The sequence below is a fragment of the Martinezella sp. CNPSo 3732 genome (assembly GCF_057784515.1).
The window spans coordinates 196,030-212,489 of sequence record NZ_JBXSOO010000003.1 but is presented as its reverse complement, the minus strand read 5'-3'; the positions used below and the strand labels follow the sequence as shown (position 1 = coordinate 212,489).

The following is a 16,460-nucleotide window of genomic DNA, read 5'->3' as shown; positions in this document are numbered from 1 at the left end:
TTCAAGAAAAAAGGCCGGGTTTTCACCCGGCCTTTTCAATTGGTTATGCCTGTTTTCTCAGACTTCGTCATTGCCCGAGAGCAGGATGCCGATCAGCGAGAGCACTGCGGCACCGGCGAGGTAGTAGCCGACATAGACAAGGCCGTAATTGGTCGCGAGCGATGTGGCAATGTAGGGTGCCAAGGATGCGCCGACGATGCCGCCTAGATTGAACGTCATGGACGCACCGGTATAGCGCACGGTGGTCGGGAAGGGCGCCGCCAGAGCGGCGCCGATCGGGCCATAGGTAAAGCCCATCAGGGCAAGACCGATGATCGAGCAGGCGAAGGCGCCGGCAAGGCCAGCCGTCAGCAGCGATGAATAGAACAGGCCGAAGATGAGGATACCGATCGTCGTCAGGATGAGGACGAGGCGGCGGGAATAGCGGTCGGACAGGAGACCGGAGACCGGGATCATCAGGCCGAAGAAGACGACGCCGACGAGCTGAACGACCAGGAACTGGCCCTGTGAGTAGCCGAGGCCGGCCGGAAGCGGACCGTTGCCCGGTGGGCGAGTGCCCCAACTCAGGGTGAATGCCGTCATCAGATAGAACAGCACGAAGGTCGCCACCGCGATGATGGTGCCGAGGATCAGGCTGCGGAAGTGCGAGCGGAAGATGACTGCGATCGGAACAGAAACGCGCTCTTCCTTCTCGATGGCGCGCTGGAATTCCGGGGTTTCGGTGATCTTCAGGCGGACATAAAGACCGACAGCGACCAGCACGATGCTGATCAGGAAGGGAACGCGCCAGCCATAGTTGAGGAAATCCGTATCTGCCATGGTTTCGCGCAGGATGAGGAAGAGACCTGCCGAAAAGATGAAGCCGATGGGTGCGCCGAGTTGCGGGAACATGGCATACCAGCTGCGTTTGCCTTCCGGCGCGTTTTCCGTCGCAAGCAATACAGCGCCGCCCCATTCGCCGCCGAGTCCAAGACCCTGGCCGAGGCGGCAGAGCGCCAGCAGAATCGGTGCAAGAACGCCGATCGACTCATAGGTCGGCAGCATACCGATCACGACGGTCGAGAGACCCATGGTCATCAGAGCCGCGACAAGCGTCGCCTTGCGGCCGATTCGGTCGCCGAAGTGGCCGAAGATCATGGCGCCGATCGGGCGCGCGAAGAAGGCGATGGAGAAGGTCGCGAAGGATTGCAGCGTTGCCGAAGTCGGATCGCTTGCCGGGAAGAACAGCTTCGGGAAGACGATAACCGCTGCCGTTGCATAAACATAGAAATCGAAAAATTCGATCGTTGTGCCGATAAGGCTCGCGATCAGAACACGTGCCGGGGAATTCGCAACAGCATTGTTCGATGACGAGGGGGTCGGCGATAAAGGAGATATCGCGTCAGTCATGTTCCCACCAATTCAGAGGATGCTAAGGTACGCTTAGCGGATAAAAATTGTCCTTAGCGTAATTTTTGTTCAACGCAAACGCTAACTGCGCAAGAAATCAGCGGTTGCGTGCTACTATTTTGCCGTAATGTTGATTCGTGGGCAATCAGGCGGCGTTTGTTGTTGGAGAGGCGTGCTCCGGCGAGTCCTTACCGGAATCTTTTCGCCAATGGCCGATTCTCGCTTGGATTGCGGGCTGAGGAGAAGGGTTTCATGCAGAAAAAACTCATCGCTGAGTTTCTTGGGACGTTTTGGCTCGTTTTCGGCGGCTGCGGCAGTGCGATTTTCGCAGCAGCCTTTCCGAGCCTCGGTATTGGTTTTCTAGGCGTTGCTCTTGCATTCGGTCTGACTGTGCTGACCATGGCTTTTGCCGTCGGCGGTATATCAGGAGGGCACTTCAATCCGGCCGTTTCGGTCGGCCTGACGGTGGCTGGCCGCTTTCCCGGTACGCAGCTCATCCCCTATATTGTCGCGCAGGTCATCGGCGCCGTCGTCGCCGCGGCCGTGCTCTATCTGATCGCAAGCGGCAAGGCTGATTTCCAGCTCGGCGGCTTTGCGGCGAATGGTTATGGCGAACATTCGCCGGGTGGCTATTCACTGGTTTCGGCATTGGTGGCCGAGATCGTGCTGACTTTGTTTTTCCTCGTCGTGATTCTCGGGTCAACGAGCAGCAAGGTGCCGGCCGGCTTTGCGCCCATCGCCATCGGCCTAGCGCTGACGCTGATCCATCTGATCTCGATTCCGATCACCAACACGTCGGTCAATCCGGCCCGCTCGACGGGGCAGGCCTTATTCGTCGGCGGTTGGGCTCTTCAGCAGCTTTGGCTGTTCTGGGTGGCGCCCATCATCGGCGGAGCGTTGGGCGGATTGGTCTGGAAACTGGTCGACGACAGCGAGTGATTTCGGCCTTATTTCAAAGCCTGGAGCCTCGCATCGGTCCGTCGATGCGGGGCTTATTGTTTAAAAAAATCTAAATGTAGCGATTTCAAAAGTAGCAACTCCATGATTCCAATGGCAGAATTCTTTAAGTCGGTTTGATTCGAACCATTCGGCCATCGCTAGAGCGGCGGAAAGTTAACGAAAGTAAACGCTTCATTAACCTTAATGTCGTTCTAATCGACCTATTGAAAACGGGGCGAGAATCGCGGTTAGGCGAGGCCCTGCAAACGCAAAGTAGAGACCGTGGAGTCGGGGGTATTGATGGGTGGCAAGCATGTGGCTGTCCTTTTGGGCGGATTTTCCTCGGAGAGGCCTGTCAGCCTGTCCTCGGGAAAGGCATGTGCCGATGCCCTTGAGGCGGAAGGCTTCCAGGTTACCCGTGTGGATGTCGATCATGACGTCGTCAGTCGCTTGGCCGAGTTGAAGCCCGACGTGGTCTTCAATGCATTGCATGGCCCTTTCGGTGAAGACGGTACCATTCAGGGCATTCTGGAATATCTGCAGATTCCCTATACGCATTCCGGCGTGCTTGCCTCGGCTCTTGCGATGGATAAATCCCGTGCGAAGACGGTTGCTGCTGCTGCGGGCATTCCGGTTGCGAGTTCAATCGTCATGGATCGTTTCGCCATTGTCGGCGAGCACCCGATGAAGCCGCCCTATGTCGTCAAGCCGGTGCGCGAGGGGTCTAGCTTCGGTGTCGTGATCGTCAAGGAAGATCAGGCGCATCCGCCGCAGATCGTTACTTCGGCCGAATGGCGCTATGGCGACGAGGTTCTGGTCGAGCGTTATATCTACGGACGTGAGCTGACCTGCGGTGTGATGGATGGCAAGGTTCTGGGTGTTACGGAGATCGTGCCGCTCGGTCACAGCTTCTATGATTATGACGCCAAGTACGCCAAGGGTGGCTCAAAACATGTCTTGCCGGCGGAAATTTCACCGAATCTTTACCAAAAGATACAAACATTATCGTTAAGGGCGCATGAAGCTATCGGCTGCCGCGGTGTTAGTCGATCTGACTTCCGTTTTGACGATCGCTTTTTCGAAGAGGGCGAACTTGTCTGGTTGGAGATCAACACCCAGCCCGGCATGACTCCTACCTCCCTGGTGCCTGAAATGGCCGCTCATGCCGGCTACTCTTTTGGTGAATTTCTCCGGTGGATGGTGGAGGACGCGTCTTGTTTGCGCTGACGGTCAAAAATATGAGGCGGTCCCGTCATCGCGTCCCGCTCGCCATCGACGACGTCGAGGACGCATTCGTCCTGCCGCGTCCGCTGCGCCGTGCCGTTCGCTTCCTGGTCAGTCTCGGTTCGGGTCGCATCAATATTCCGGCTCACACGGGTACGGTCTCGACCCTCGTTCTCCTTGCGGCGACTGGCCTTTATGGCATGTCCGTTGGCGGCCACACCCAGGCGGTCGCGGAGGCAACCACCTCTGCTGCCGGTTTTGCGATCGAGGATGTAAAAGTCTCCGGCAATGACGAGACCTCCGAAATTGAAATCCTGCAGCTGCTCGGTCTTGATGGCACGACTTCGCTCGTTGCCCTAAATGCCGATGCGGCCCGCCAGAAGATCGCCAACCTGCCCTGGGTTCAGGATGTCGAGGTTCGAAAGGTCTATCCAAAGGCCGTCGAAGTGAAGCTCAAGGAGCGCAAGGCCTATGCCATTTGGCAGCACGGTTCGGAGCTTTCGCTAATCGAGAAGGATGGCAGCGTGATTGCGCCGCTGCGTGACAACAAGTTTGCAAAGCTGCCGCTCTTCGTCGGCCGTGATGCAGAAACCGCGGCTGCCTCCATTGACGACCAATTTGCGAAGTGGCCCGAAATTCGCGGTCACGTGAAGGCTTTCGTGCGTGTCGCTGGTCGCCGCTGGGATCTCTATCTGGACAACGGCGTGATCATCAAATTGCCGGAAGACAATATTGATGACGCACTCGCGCGGCTGACCAAGCTCGACAAGGACCAAAATCTTTTGCAGCGCGATATCGCTGCCGTCGATCTTCGTATCGATGATCGTACCGCCATTGAGTTAACCCCGGATGCCGCAGTTCGTCGCCAGGCCGCAGTCGATGCAAGAAACAAGGCTTTGAAGAAAGCAGGTCAGGATACATGAGCTTATTTGGTTCGTCCCATTTCGGCCTGCCTCGGTTGAAGCCGCTCTCTTCGAAGCGGTCGCATATCGTGTCGGTCCTCGACATCGGCTCGACGAAGGTCGTTTGCATGATCGGCCGGCTGACGCCGCGCGAGGAGAGCCAGGTTCTCCCGAACCGCACGCACAATATCGAGATCATCGGTATCGGCCATCAGCGTTCACGCGGCATCAAGACCGGTGTGATCGCCGATCTCGACGCCTTGGAAGGTGTCGTCCGGCTTGCGGTCGATGCCGCCGAGCGCATGGCGGGCCTCACGGTCGACAGCCTGATCGTCAATGTTTCGGCTGGCCGTCTCGGCAGCGATATCTACACCGCGACCATCGATCTCGGCGGTCAGGAAGTCGAAGCCAACGATCTCAAGAAGGTTCTGGCCGCGGCCTGCCAGCAGTCGGTCCGCCAGGAGCGTGCCGTCCTGCATTCGCTGGCGACCGGTTACTCCCTGGACGGCGAGCGCGGCATCCGCGATCCGCTGGCGATGTTCGGCGACGCGCTTGGTGTCGATATGCATGTGGTAACGGCCGAGCGTGCGGCGCTTCGCAATCTGGAGCTCTGCATCAACCGTGCGCATCTCTCGGTCGAAGGCATGGTGGCAACACCTTATGCCAGCGGTCTTGCGGCTCTGGTCGACGATGAGGTCGAGCTTGGCTGCGCTGCGATCGACATGGGTGGTGGCACGACGACGATTTCGGTCTTTGCCGAGGGCAAGCTGGTGCACACCGATGCCGTCAGCCTTGGCGGCCACCATGTCACCACCGATCTTGCCCGTGGCCTTTCCACCCGCATCGAGGATGCGGAGCGCCTGAAGGTCGTTCATGCTTCGGCGCTCGCGAATTCTTCGGAAGAGCGTGAACTGATTTCCATCCCGCCGATCGGCGAAGACGAGCGTGATCAGCCGACACAAGTGCCGAAGGCGCTGGTGTCGCGCATCGTCAAGGCTCGCATCGAGGAAACCCTCGAGCTCATTCGCGATCGCATCCAGCGTTCGGGCTTCAGCCCGATCGTCGGCAAGCGCGTCGTCCTGACGGGTGGCGCGAGCCAGCTGACCGGTTTGCCCGATGTGGCACGCCGTGTTCTTGCCCGCAATGTCCGCATCGGTCGTCCGATGGGCGTGTCTGGTTTGCCGACGGCAGCCAAGGGTCCGGCTTTTTCGACCGCGGTCGGTCTGATGATCTATCCGCAGGTCGCAGACATGGAAACACATGCGCCGAGCAGCGGTCTGCTCTCGTCGTTTGGAGGTAACAACAGCCGGATCGGCCGCGTCGGCCAATGGCTGAAAGAGAGTTTTTGAGTGCCTGATCCCGGAGTTCATTCCGGGGCAAGCGTCAGGCAAGTGAAATCGAGTGAATTGGCCGGCGTGGCGATGCGGCCATAAAGAGAAGGAACGGGTACAATGACTATCAAGCTGCATAAGCCAGATATCACCGAGCTTAAGCCGCGAATCACCGTCTTCGGTGTCGGTGGCGGTGGCGGCAATGCCGTCAACAACATGATCACGGCAGGCTTGCAGGGCGTCGATTTCGTCGTCGCCAACACGGATGCTCAGGCGCTGACCATGACGAAGGCAGAGCGGATCATCCAGCTCGGTGTCAACGTCACGGAAGGTCTCGGCGCCGGCTCGCAGCCGGAAGTCGGCCGTGCAGCTGCCGAAGAGTGCATCGATGAAATCATCGATCACCTGAACGGTACGCACATGTGCTTCGTCACCGCCGGCATGGGCGGCGGTACGGGTACGGGTGCCGCTCCTGTCGTCGCACAGGCGGCTCGCAACAAGGGCATCCTGACTGTCGGCGTTGTGACCAAGCCGTTCCACTTCGAAGGTGGTCGCCGCATGCGTCTTGCCGAGCAGGGTATCCAGGAACTGCAGAAGTCGGTCGACACGCTGATCGTCATTCCGAACCAGAATCTGTTCCGCATCGCCAACGACAAGACGACTTTCGCCGACGCGTTCTCGATGGCCGACCAGGTTCTCTATTCGGGCGTTGCCTGCATCACCGACCTGATGGTGAAGGAAGGTCTCATCAACCTCGACTTTGCCGACGTCCGTTCGGTCATGCGCGAAATGGGCCGCGCCATGATGGGTACCGGCGAGGCTTCCGGCCAGGGTCGTGCAATGCAGGCCGCTGAAGCCGCCATTGCCAACCCGCTGCTCGACGAAACCTCGATGAAGGGCGCACAAGGCCTGCTGATCTCGATCACCGGCGGCCGTGACCTGACCCTGTTCGAAGTCGACGAAGCTGCAACCCGCATCCGCGAAGAAGTCGATCCTGACGCCAACATCATCCTGGGCGCCACCTTCGACGAATCGCTTGAGGGCATCATCCGCGTTTCTGTCGTCGCAACGGGCATCGATCGCGCGATGAACGAGGCTTCCGACCGGGGCATGGAATTCCGCCCGGCCGCAAAGCCTGCTATGCGTCCTTCCGCGGCCGCCGCTCCGGCAGCGGCCGCAGTTCAGCCTGCCCACGTCTCGCAGGCCCAAACCGCACAGGCTGCCGCTCCGGCTCCTCGTACCGTAGATCCGGTCGCTCAGACCATTCGTGCGGCAGAAGCCGATCTCGAGCGTGAGCTGGAATTCCAGATGAGCCGGCAGGCTCAGGCGCCGCAACAACCGGTCATGCAACAGGCCGCAGCGCCGGAAGATAACTTCCGTCCGCAGAGCCGCATCTTCGCAGCCGCTCCGGAACCTCAGCCGGTTCGTCAGGCCCCGGTTCAGCCACAGCCGCAGGCACCGGTCATGCATCAGCAGCCGGTCATCCGTCAGGCTCCCGAGCAGGTCCGCATGCCGAAGGTCGAGGATTTCCCGCCGGTCGTTAAGGCTGAAATGGAACATCGCGCCCAGCCGGCCGCTGCCCAGGCGACCGAAGAGCGCGGCCCGATGGGGCTGCTGAAGCGAATCACCAATTCGCTCGGCCGCCGCGAAGAAGATCCGGCCTTCGACGACATGATGGCTTCGACGAACAATGCCGCTCCGCAGCAGCGTCGTACGCCGTCGCAGGAAGCGAGCCTCTATGCTCCACGCCGTGGCAATCTCGACGATCAGGGCCGACCGGTTCCGCAGGCGCGCATGGCAAGCCATGAGGACGATCAGCTCGAGATTCCGGCCTTCCTGCGCCGCCAGTCGAACTGACCCGCAACAGGCAGCCCTTTAATAGGTTGCTAACCATATTGGAGAAATCCGGGGCCGAAAGGCTCCGGATTTTCTTATTTTATAACGATTGTCTTATTTAAAATTATCCAACGAATTCAATTGGCTGCTTTCGTAACAAAACGAAAGAAACAGTGATTTGGAATGCGATGCCCTGGCGCGTATGTAGATATCAAGCAAGCCCGCTGAATCACATTCGGTGACGAATGTATGTGAGGTGCGTGGCATAGTTAACAGACTGAACCGGCAATAAAGGGTAAGCGTCCGAAGATGACCGCCCGGCCTGGATCAGACAGACGAAGGCAGAATTACATGGCAATTGGATTGCTTGGTTTTCAGACCACCATTGCAAACCCTGTGACACTTTCCGGTATTGGCGTTCATTCCGGTGCCAACGTGTCGATCACCTTCTACCCCGCCGAAGCCGGCAGCGGTGTCGTTTTCCAGCGCCTGCATGACAATGGCGATGTGACCGAACTGCGCGCCGTTTCCTCGCAGGTCGGCAATACGGATCTCTGCACGGTTCTCGGTTTTTCTCCGGCGCGCTCCGTTGCGACGGTCGAGCACGTCATGGCTGCGATCTATGCGATCGGCCTCGATAACGTCGTCGTCGAGGTGTCCGGTGCGGAAATGCCGATCATGGACGGCAGCTCCTATCCCTTCATCGAGGCGATCGAACAGGCGGGTGTCGTCTCGCTCGGTGTCAAGCGTCGCTACATCCGCGTGATCAAGCCGGTGCGGATCGAGGCCGGCGGTTCCTGGTGTGAGTTCCGCCCCTATGACGGCACGCGCTTCGAAGTCGAGATCGACTTCGAATGCCCGCTGATCGGCCGCCAGAAGTGGGAAGGCGATCTGACCGCTGAGACCTTCAAGACGGAACTGTCGCGTGCCCGTACCTTCGGCTTCATGCGCGATGTCGAACCTCTCTGGGCTTCGGGCCATGCGCTGGGTTCGTCGCTGGAAAATTCGGTCGTCATTTCGGACGATAACACCGTCATCAATGTCGAAGGCCTGCGTTATCCCAAGGACGAGTTCGTCCGCCACAAGACGCTCGATGCCGTTGGCGATCTGGCTCTGGCCGGCGCTCAGTTCATTGGTTGCTATCGCTCCTATCGCGGCGGCCATCGCATGAATGCGAATGCTCTGAAGGCATTGCTCAGCGACGCTTCGGCTTACGAGGTCGTCGAAACCTCTGCACCGCGTCAGCGCGGTCATGGTCGCGAGTTCATCGCAGTCAACGCTCCTGAATTCGCTCCCTGGTCGGCGTGATTTTTTCGGGATCGAAATGAGACAAAGCTGCCGCTCTGATGAAGGGCGGCTCTTTTTTTGGCGGCGACTCATCGGGTCTGTCTTCGCTCGCGAAGCGGCGGTATGCGGAAGGGACGGTATGAGAAATCGCTGTCAAAACAGTGATTAAAGGCTGCGGATATGCGGTCTTTGCCACAAAAATGCGTTAATGCACCATCAATGCGTTGCCCTGATGGTGTTTTTGCGGCTAGAAACGCCAGCGAGAGAGAACGCCGTCTCCGCAACGACGGCTATGGGACAGTCATCCGATGGGTTTTGCAAGGTCTGAACGCATGAATATCACAGCACGGGCTTTGCTCGTATCGCTCCTTCTGGCCGGTACCGGTGCGGTGGTGACGGGATGTAATACGAAAAAGGATATCGACATCACCAAGCTCGGTGTCGAGACCGATCCGCCGGAGATGCTCTACAATCAGGGCCTTGCCAACATCAAGGCCGGCAACATGACCGAGGCCGGCAAGAAGTTCGATGCCATCAACCAGCAGCAACCTTTCTCCGAATGGGCGCGCAAGGCATTGGTGATGAGCACCTTCGTGAAATACCGCACAGGTCGCTATGATGAGGCGGTACAGACCGGCAATACCTATCTCAAGCAATATCCGGGCTCGGAAGATGCCGACTATGTGCAGTATCTGGTCGGTTCGTCCTATGCCAAGCAGATCGTCGACGTGACGCAGGACCAGCGTGCGGCGCAGCAGACGATCGAGGCGATGACCAAGCTCGTCAACACCTATCCGAAGTCGCAATATGTCAGCGACGCTCAGGAAAAGATCCGCTTTGCCAAGGATCAGCTTGCAGGCAAGGAAATGCAGGTCGGCCGCTATTATCTGGAGCGCAAGGATTATCTGGCTGCCATCTCCCGCTTCCGCGTGGTGGTGGAGCAGTATCCGACGACGAACCAGATCGAAGAAGCCCTGGCGCGACTCGTCGAAGCTTATTATGCAATGGGTATCGTACCCGAAGCGCAAACGGCAGCTGCCGTTCTCGGCCACAACTATCCGGACAGCCGCTGGTATAAGGATTCCTATCAGCTGCTGCAGAAGGGCGGCGTGGAGCCGAGCGAAAATTCGGGCTCCTGGATTTCCAGAGCGGGCAAGAAACTTCTTCTTGGGACGTGAGATTGAGCGCATATGCTGATCCAGCTTTCGATCCGCGATATCGTTTTGATCGAGCGGCTGGATCTTGCCTTCGAGTCCGGACTTTCGGTGTTGACCGGCGAGACGGGTGCGGGCAAATCCATCCTGCTTGACAGTCTGTCGCTGGCCCTTGGCGGGCGCGGCGATGGCGGGCTCGTGCGCCATGGCGAGGATCGCGGCCAGGTGACTGCGGTTTTCGATGTCGGTACACAGCATCCGGCGCGCAAGCTCCTGCGCGAAAATGGCATCGACGATGATGGCGATCTGATTTTCCGTCGTGTCCAATCCGCCGATGGCCGCACCAAGGCCTTTGTCAACGACCAGGCGCTCAGTGTGCAGCTCATGCGTCAGATCGGCCAGCTCCTCGTCGAAATTCACGGTCAGCATGATGACCGCGCCCTTGTCGATACCGACGCGCACCGCACCTTGCTGGACGCCTTTGCCGGCCTTGCCGAAGAGGCACAGGAGGTCGCCAAGCTGCACAAAATCTGGCGCGATACCGATCGCACCTTGAAGAAGCATCGCGAGCAGGTCGAGAAGGCTGCGCGTGAAGCGGACTATCTCCGCGCCTCCGTCGAGGAGCTGGAGAAGCTCTCGCCGCAGGATGGCGAGGAGGATGAACTGGCTGAGAAGCGCTCGCGGATGATGAAGGCCGAGCGCATTGCCGGCGATATCGCCGAGGCTTCCGAATTCCTCAATGGGAACGCATCGCCCGTGCCGCATATCGCATCGCTGGTGCGCCGATTGGAGCGCAAGAGCCACGAGGCGCCTGGCTTGCTCGAAGATACCGTGGCGCTGCTCGATGCCGCTCTCGATCAGCTGTCCAACGCACAGATGGAAGTGGAAGCAGCACTCCGCAAAACAGAATATGATCCGCGCGAACTGGAGCGGGTCGAAGAGCGTCTCTTCGCGTTGCGGGGCGCCTCGCGTAAATATTCCGTGCCGGTGACGGAACTGCCGGCCTTGGCCGCACGCATGATTTCGGATCTCGCTGATCTCGATGCCGGCGAAGAGCGGCTGGCGCGTCTTGCCGCCGAGCTTTCGGCCGCCAAGGCGGATTATGATGTTGCCGCGCGCAGTTTGTCGGAGAAACGTCGCCATGCCGGCGAGGCTCTTGCCTCAGCCGTCATGGCCGAATTGCCGGCCCTGAAGCTTGAGCGCGCGCGTTTCATGGTGGAGATATCAAGCGATCCAGAGGCCGGGACGGCCGAGGGCATCGACGTCGTCGAATTTCACGTACAGACGAACCCTGGCACGCGGCCGGGACCGATCACCAAGGTTGCCTCAGGCGGCGAACTGTCACGCTTCCTGCTGGCGCTGAAGGTGGCGCTCGCCGATCGCGGCTCGGCGCCGACCCTCGTCTTCGACGAAATCGACACCGGCGTCGGCGGCGCGGTGGCCGATGCCATCGGCCAGCGGCTGAAGCGCCTTTCCGATCGCGTACAGGTGCTGTCGGTCACCCACGCCCCGCAGGTCGCGGCTCGCGCTGCAACGCATCTCCTGATCTCCAAGGGACCGGTCGCGGACGGCTCGGAAAAGATTTCCACACGCGTTGCCACCATGGAACCGAAGGATCGCACCGAGGAAATCGCCCGCATGCTCGCGGGTGCTTCGGTAACCGAAGAGGCGAGGGCGGCCGCCAAGCGTTTGTTGGCTGGCAACGGCTGATCTCTCCCATGGTGATACTTGGAGCAGAGGCCGGCGACGACTTGCCCGAAGCAGACATAGCAGCAAGGTCAGCGACTATAGCGCTGACGCGCGTCGGAACTCGTCATCTGCCACCGACATTTGCCTCGGTCTTTCGACGGTCTTGCGTCATATAGCCTTTATCGTCCCCGGTTAGGCAGGCCAGAATCCGGAGACCATCCATGCACTCGACCCCACAGCCCAATCGCCCCAAAATCGCGGAAACCGTCATTCACCCGACGGCGAACATAAAGGATTCGAGCATCGGCAGATGCTGTGAGATTTTGGCGGACACATCTCTGCACACCGCCGAACTCGGAGATTTCTCCTACTTGGGGCCGCGCTGCATTGTCGGTGACGCAACGATTGGAAAGTTTTGTGCCATTGCGGCGGAGGTCAGAATTGGCGCTCCCAATCACCCGATGGACCGGCCGTCCATGCATCGCTTCACCTATTGTCCGGAATATTACGCGGCGGGCGCCGTGCGGGACCACGCCTTTTTCGATCGGCGAAAGGAAGACCGCGCCGTCATCGGCAACGATGTCTGGATTGGTCATGGCGTGATCGTTTTGCCGGGCGTAAAGGTTGGAGACGGCGCCGTGCTTGCAGCGGGTGCGGTCATCACGAAAGATGTCCAACCATATACTGTCGTCGGCGGTATTCCCGCCAAATTCATTCGAGAGCGGTTTTCGCGAAGTATCGCAGAGAGACTTACGTCCATTGCCTGGTGGGATTGGCCGTTCGAAACCATCATGGAGCGGCTTGTCGATTTTCAGTCAAGCGACATAGAAGCCTTTTGCGAGCGCTGGTCTTGATCCGCGTCTGAGCAACATGCATTAGAGCTGGCATTTAGGATCGATCATATCCTCCGCCGACCCGCGGGATTTGTGCGCTTCGTTTATTCTCGCGAGAATATAGAAGCCACGCTGTCCGTCCGGCAATATCGAGCCAAAGACGCCGACCACGACGTTTTCCATATTTGAACGGGCGCCATCAACGCCGTCTGCGACGAGCTTCAGTGGGTTCAAATTCGAGAGGTCATCGGCTGCAAGGAAGGTTGCCCACCAACCAGCTCGCGTCTTCAGGTCCGTAAACCGGCCGCTTTCAATTTCCGTCACATGGGCCTTCAAGAGCGCCCTAAAGCGGGGCGTCTCGCACCCCATGTGGATATGAAGCCGGTCTTGTGTGCGCCAACTGGCTGCGTTTATCGCCAGGGCAAAATTCTGTCGCGAAGCCTTCATTGCACGCGGATCGGTCGCTGACAGCTCTCTCCACGCTTCGTCAAAATAGTTCGGCGCTCCCGTGGCCAGAAGGCGTGGGTCCTCGATGCCGGGGACATCGGCGAGCGGTGCAAGAATGGTGCGCTCTTTGTCAGCCGGTTCGCGAAGAACAACGTATGAAGACAATGGGTCCTGCGACCGGACTATCTTGAGGCACGGATATGGTGAGCCTGTCAGGGTAGAGTTGACTTCGCAAGCTCTAACGACCAGCCCCAAAGCAGAGCGGCTGACGAATGAGCTCATGAGCATGACTGCAATAACGAGAGAAATAGAGAGAACGATAAGACGATGCTTCATGCGTGACTTCGAATTTCTGCTGATGATCCAATCATTTCCCGAGATTTGGTTCTCATAATATAGCCTACCTTAAATCCCCTGCGATAGACGCGGAAGAGCCGCTGCCCCAGGAATTGGATAGAGAATTCCACCAGGGTTGTCTGGGCGCCGATATTTCCCGCACCTGTAACATCAAGAACGACCGATCACGGCGTAAAGTTGTCGTGAGCAGCGCGGCCACCTTTATCGGCGCGGCGATTGAATTGCGGATTTTCCCTTTGTTTTTACGTGTTCCGAGCTGAAAACCGCTTCGCACTTTTCGCGGAAGTGCTCTAAAACATCTTCGAAATCGGGGAGTGTAGATTCATGAGCACCGAACAGAAGCCCGTCGAGGATTTGACCGAGGAGGAAGCGGCCGCGGCGCTTGCCTATCTGGCTGCGGAGATCGCGCGCAACGATGCGCTTTACCACGGCAAGGATGCGCCGGAGATTTCGGATGCCGAGTATGATGCGCTGAAGCGACGCAATGATGCCATCGAGGCCCGGTTCCCGGCCTTGATTCGCGCCGACAGTCCCTCGCGCCGGGTTGGCGCCGCGCCATCTGAGACGTTTGCTCCCGTGGTCCATGCAAGGCCGATGCTCTCGCTCGACAACACGTTCTCGCAGGAGGATGTCGAGGATTTCGTCGCCAGCGTCTATCGTTTCCTCGGTCGCCTGCCGGATAATTCGATTGCCTTTACAGCCGAGCCGAAGATCGACGGCCTTTCCATGTCGATCCGTTACGAGAATGGCCGCATGGTCAGCGCCGCGACGCGCGGCGACGGCACGACAGGTGAGAACGTCACCGCCAATATCAGGACCATCAAGGAAATCCCGCAGACTTTGCCGGCAGGCGCTCCCTCCGTCGTCGAAGTGCGCGGCGAGGTCTATATGGCCAAGAGCGACTTTCTGACGCTCAACGCGCAAATGGAAGCTGAAGGCAAGCAGACCTATGTCAATCCGCGCAACACCGCAGCCGGATCGCTGCGTCAGCTCGATGCGAAGGTGACGGCGAGCCGCAAGCTGAAATTCTTCGCCTATGCCTGGGGCGAGATGTCGGACATGCCGGCCGATACGCAATACGGCATGGTGCAGACCTTCAAATCCTGGGGCTTTCCGGTCAACCCGTTGATGGAGCGCTTGAATTCGGTTGCCGATATTCTCGCGCATTACGATCAGATAGGGCTGCAGCGGCCGGATCTCGATTATGATATCGACGGTGTCGTCTACAAGGTCGATAGCCTGGAACTGCAGGCTCGCCTTGGTTTCCGCTCGCGCTCGCCGCGCTGGGCGACCGCGCATAAATTCCCGGCGGAGCAGGCCTTCACGCGTCTGGTCGGCATCGATATCCAGGTCGGCCGCACTGGCGCGCTGACGCCGGTTGCGCGGCTGGAGCCGATCACGGTCGGCGGTGTTGTCGTCACCAATGCGACGCTGCACAATGCCGACTACATCAAGGGCATCGGTAACAAGGGCGAGCCGATCCGCGACGGTCGCGATATCCGGGTCGGCGATATGGTGATCGTGCAGCGGGCGGGCGACGTCATTCCGCAGATCGTCGATGTTGTGCTGGAGAAGCGCGAAACGTCGAGCGCGCCCTATGAATTTCCCAAGGTCTGCCCCGTCTGCGGCAGCCATGCTGTGCGCGATATCAACGAGAAGACCGGTAAGGTCGACGCTGTCACGCGTTGCACCGGCGGCTTCATCTGTCGGGCGCAGGCGACCGAGCATCTCAAGCATTTCGTTTCGCGCAATGCCTATGACATCGAGGGGCTTGGCTCGAAGCAGATCGATTTCTTTTTCGAAAGCGACGATCCGGCGCTGCAGATCAGGATCGCGCCTGATATCTTCACTTTGGAAAAGCGCCAGCAGGCATCGCTTGCGAAGCTGGAAAATATCGACGGCTTCGGCAAGGTGAGTGTTGGCAAGCTTTATGCCGCGATCAATGAGCGGCGCCAGATCGCCCTGCATCGCTTCATCTTTGCGCTTGGCATCCGCCATGTCGGCGAGACGACGGCCAAGTTGCTTGCGCGGTCCTACGGCACTTATGCGGCCTTCGAGGCAGGAATGAAGGAAGCGGCACCCCTGAGCGGTGATGCGTGGAACGACCTCAACAATATAGAAGGTATCGGCGAAGTGGTGGCGCGGGCCATCGTCGAATTCTACAAGGAGCCGCGCAATACCGAAGTTATCGCGAAGCTCCTGGAAGAAGTGCAGCCGCAGGAGGCGGAGCAGCCGGTGACTTCGGGCAGTCCGGTGGCTGGCAAGACGGTCGTCTTTACCGGCTCTCTGGAAAAATTCACCCGCGACGAGGCCAAGGCGAAGGCGGAGAGCCTCGGCGCCAAGGTTTCCGGCTCGGTGTCGAAGAAGACCGATATCGTCGTGGCAGGGCCGGGCGCCGGCTCGAAGCTGGATAAGGCGCGCGAGTTCAATGTCCAGGTCATGACCGAGGATGAGTGGCTGGATTTGATCGGCTGATGATGGGGGGCGGCGGAATCGCATCCGCCGCCGCGCGATTGCTCACAATCTCAGCCGCGCCATGGTGAGCGCATCCACATATTCGCCGTTGCGGAAACCGAAGGCGCGTAGGCGACCCTCGGTTTCGAATCCGAATTTCTCGTAGAGGCCGATCGCCCGCGCGTTGTCGACATAGACGGTCAGTTCCAGCCGCTTGATCGCCAGCCAATTGTCCGCGGTATCGATAAGCGCGCCCAATAGCGCGGAGCCGATGCCGCAGCTGGTAAAGTCGTCATGCACGCCCATGCCGATATTGCCGCTGTGAATCCGCCGGCCGGCAAGGCGTTGCATGCCGGCATTGCCGACGATCTGCCCATCAAGCACGGCGACGAGCCTGACGGCGTTGGCATCATGCTTGTCCAGCCACCGTTGCGTCTCTTCGGTGCTTTGGAAAGGCAGCCGCAGCGTGCCGGCGCGAAAGCCGGGAAGATTGGCGATCGCGGCGATCCCTTCGGCATCGGATGGGCGTGCTGCGCGAATCTCGACTGAGCCAAATTTTTTTGATCGTCGCTCGTCCGGTTCTTGCTGCTCGGAATTCATGGGCTCTCCTTTGACAAT

General features: G+C 59.1%; 13 protein-coding genes. 10 read left to right on the top strand and 3 right to left on the bottom strand.

Annotated elements, in window-relative coordinates; genetic code table 11:
* Nucleotides 1-57 precede the first annotated feature (57 nt).
* Complete coding sequence (locus tag AC13RM_RS09685; RefSeq protein WP_167077936.1) at nucleotides 58-1,389, bottom strand: MFS transporter; 1,332 nt, start codon at nucleotides 1,387-1,389, stop codon at nucleotides 58-60.
* Nucleotides 1,390-1,641: 252 nt separating this feature from the next.
* Here AC13RM_RS09685 and aqpZ point away from each other — a divergent pair, with 252 nt between their 5' ends.
* The 9 genes from aqpZ (at nucleotide 1,642) to AC13RM_RS09640 (ending at nucleotide 12,605) form a co-directional block, all read left to right on the top strand.
* A complete protein-coding gene (gene aqpZ / locus AC13RM_RS09680) occupies nucleotides 1,642-2,328 on the top strand; it encodes an aquaporin Z (protein ID WP_113230511.1) in 687 nt (228 codons plus the stop codon).
* 300 nt (nucleotides 2,329-2,628) lie between these two features.
* A complete protein-coding gene (locus AC13RM_RS09675; protein WP_167077938.1) occupies nucleotides 2,629-3,555 on the top strand; it encodes a D-alanine--D-alanine ligase in 927 nt (308 codons plus the stop codon).
* Complete coding sequence (locus AC13RM_RS09670) at nucleotides 3,543-4,475, top strand: cell division protein FtsQ/DivIB (protein ID WP_167077940.1); 933 nt, start codon at nucleotides 3,543-3,545, stop codon at nucleotides 4,473-4,475. Before AC13RM_RS09675 ends, AC13RM_RS09670 begins: the two co-directional genes overlap by 13 nt.
* Nucleotides 4,472-5,803, top strand: coding sequence for a cell division protein FtsA (ftsA, locus tag AC13RM_RS09665; RefSeq protein ID WP_075850914.1), 1,332 nt, complete (start codon nucleotides 4,472-4,474; stop codon nucleotides 5,801-5,803). The genes AC13RM_RS09670 and ftsA overlap by 4 nt, the downstream gene beginning before the upstream one ends.
* 102 nt (nucleotides 5,804-5,905) lie before the next feature.
* Nucleotides 5,906-7,642 (top strand): cell division protein FtsZ, encoded by a 1,737-nt coding sequence (ftsZ, locus tag AC13RM_RS09660; protein ID WP_167077942.1) that lies wholly within the window; start codon nucleotides 5,906-5,908, stop codon nucleotides 7,640-7,642.
* A 330-nt stretch (nucleotides 7,643-7,972) separates the two neighbouring features.
* The gene (gene lpxC, locus AC13RM_RS09655) at nucleotides 7,973-8,929 is read left to right on the top strand and encodes a UDP-3-O-acyl-N-acetylglucosamine deacetylase (protein ID WP_285171369.1); all 957 of its coding nucleotides are present in this window, start codon (nucleotides 7,973-7,975) and stop codon (nucleotides 8,927-8,929) included.
* Nucleotides 8,930-9,216: 287 nt separating this feature from the next.
* Nucleotides 9,217-10,086: an outer membrane protein assembly factor BamD gene (locus AC13RM_RS09650; RefSeq protein WP_208409191.1), complete on the top strand. Its 870-nt coding sequence runs from the start codon at nucleotides 9,217-9,219 to the stop codon at nucleotides 10,084-10,086.
* A gap of 12 nt (nucleotides 10,087-10,098) precedes the next feature.
* Nucleotides 10,099-11,772 (top strand): DNA repair protein RecN, encoded by a 1,674-nt coding sequence (recN, locus tag AC13RM_RS09645; protein WP_488554894.1) that lies wholly within the window; start codon nucleotides 10,099-10,101, stop codon nucleotides 11,770-11,772.
* 200 nt (nucleotides 11,773-11,972) lie between these two features.
* Nucleotides 11,973-12,605, top strand: coding sequence for a DapH/DapD/GlmU-related protein (locus tag AC13RM_RS09640; RefSeq protein WP_488554893.1), 633 nt, complete (start codon nucleotides 11,973-11,975; stop codon nucleotides 12,603-12,605).
* 21 nt (nucleotides 12,606-12,626) lie between these two features.
* Here the strand turns inward: AC13RM_RS09640 and AC13RM_RS09635 are convergent, their stop codons facing one another.
* Nucleotides 12,627-13,367: a CDP-diacylglycerol diphosphatase gene (locus AC13RM_RS09635; protein WP_488554892.1), complete on the bottom strand. Its 741-nt coding sequence runs from the start codon at nucleotides 13,365-13,367 to the stop codon at nucleotides 12,627-12,629.
* A gap of 345 nt (nucleotides 13,368-13,712) precedes the next feature.
* Between AC13RM_RS09635 and ligA the strand changes: the two genes are divergently transcribed.
* Nucleotides 13,713-15,863 carry an NAD-dependent DNA ligase LigA gene (ligA, locus tag AC13RM_RS09630; protein ID WP_488554891.1) on the top strand — a complete coding sequence of 717 codons (2,151 nt, stop codon included), beginning with the start codon at nucleotides 13,713-13,715 and terminating at the stop codon, nucleotides 15,861-15,863.
* Nucleotides 15,864-15,905: 42 nt separating this feature from the next.
* On the opposite strand, the gene AC13RM_RS09625 is transcribed toward ligA, so the two are convergent.
* A complete protein-coding gene (locus AC13RM_RS09625) occupies nucleotides 15,906-16,442 on the bottom strand; it encodes a GNAT family N-acetyltransferase (protein ID WP_113230520.1) in 537 nt (178 codons plus the stop codon).
* Between the last annotated feature and the right edge of the window lie 18 nt (nucleotides 16,443-16,460).

Bases quoted from the DNA above. Each gene is read 5' to 3' on its own strand.
- AC13RM_RS09625 (WP_113230520.1), bottom strand. From the start codon at position 16,442: ATGAATTCCGAGCAGCAAGAACCGGACGAGCGACGATCAAAAAAATTT.
- lpxC (WP_285171369.1), top strand. From the start codon at position 7,973: ATGGCAATTGGATTGCTTGGTTTTCAGACCACCATTGCAAACCCTGTG.
- AC13RM_RS09635 (WP_488554892.1), bottom strand. From the start codon at position 13,367: ATGAAGCATCGTCTTATCGTTCTCTCTATTTCTCTCGTTATTGCAGTC.
- aqpZ (WP_113230511.1), top strand. From the start codon at position 1,642: ATGCAGAAAAAACTCATCGCTGAGTTTCTTGGGACGTTTTGGCTCGTT.
- ftsA (WP_075850914.1), top strand. From the start codon at position 4,472: ATGAGCTTATTTGGTTCGTCCCATTTCGGCCTGCCTCGGTTGAAGCCG.
- recN (WP_488554894.1), top strand. From the start codon at position 10,099: ATGCTGATCCAGCTTTCGATCCGCGATATCGTTTTGATCGAGCGGCTG.
- ligA (WP_488554891.1), top strand. From the start codon at position 13,713: ATGAGCACCGAACAGAAGCCCGTCGAGGATTTGACCGAGGAGGAAGCG.
- ftsZ (WP_167077942.1), top strand. From the start codon at position 5,906: ATGACTATCAAGCTGCATAAGCCAGATATCACCGAGCTTAAGCCGCGA.
- AC13RM_RS09685 (WP_167077936.1), bottom strand. From the start codon at position 1,389: ATGACTGACGCGATATCTCCTTTATCGCCGACCCCCTCGTCATCGAAC.
- AC13RM_RS09675 (WP_167077938.1), top strand. From the start codon at position 2,629: ATGGGTGGCAAGCATGTGGCTGTCCTTTTGGGCGGATTTTCCTCGGAG.
- AC13RM_RS09650 (WP_208409191.1), top strand. From the start codon at position 9,217: ATGGGTTTTGCAAGGTCTGAACGCATGAATATCACAGCACGGGCTTTG.
- AC13RM_RS09640 (WP_488554893.1), top strand. From the start codon at position 11,973: ATGCACTCGACCCCACAGCCCAATCGCCCCAAAATCGCGGAAACCGTC.